Origin of the sequence: Pantoea sp. MBLJ3 (assembly GCF_000816655.1) — a bacterium.
Classification (GTDB): Bacteria; Pseudomonadota; Gammaproteobacteria; order Enterobacterales; family Enterobacteriaceae; genus Pantoea; species Pantoea eucalypti.
Window position 1 is genome coordinate 1 of sequence record NZ_JSUT01000028.1, and the last position, 420, is coordinate 420.

Sequence of the window (420 nt, forward strand, 5' to 3'; positions counted from 1 at the left end):
ATCAACCATACCAAATGGGCAATCAATCATTTCAGCGTCGATGGTCAGTCCGGCATTGATGCTATTGGCCCCTGGCAGGGGGGAGGTGGTGGCTGCTGCTATGGCGTGCCGGCGAAATGGCGGCCGGGAATGACGGTTAAAATCGACTGGGAAACGGGGGTTGGAGGCTCAAAGGGATTTCCGGGGTTTGCAAATAGGGAAAAATACAATGTTTGGCGAAACAAGATGAAAGCCCAGAATAAGCAGCACAGCGCGGTGGTACCTTTACCGGATTATACGGGGCAGGAAATCTGCGGGATCACGGTGCATTTTCTGCCCTGTGATGAGGTGAAAGTGACGACCAGCTGTGCGAACTATGGCCATCCGGAACACCCGATCAAAGAGCCTCTTAAGATGCCGGAGCCCAGAGTATGTCCGAAA

Annotated in this window: 1 protein-coding gene; it reads left to right on the forward strand. The window is 53.3% G+C overall.

Features of this window, described 5'->3' with window-relative positions; genetic code table 11:
- Positions 1 to 420: DUF3304 domain-containing protein (locus NP77_RS19165; RefSeq protein WP_039661325.1), on the forward strand; the 420-nt coding region annotated here is incomplete at both ends.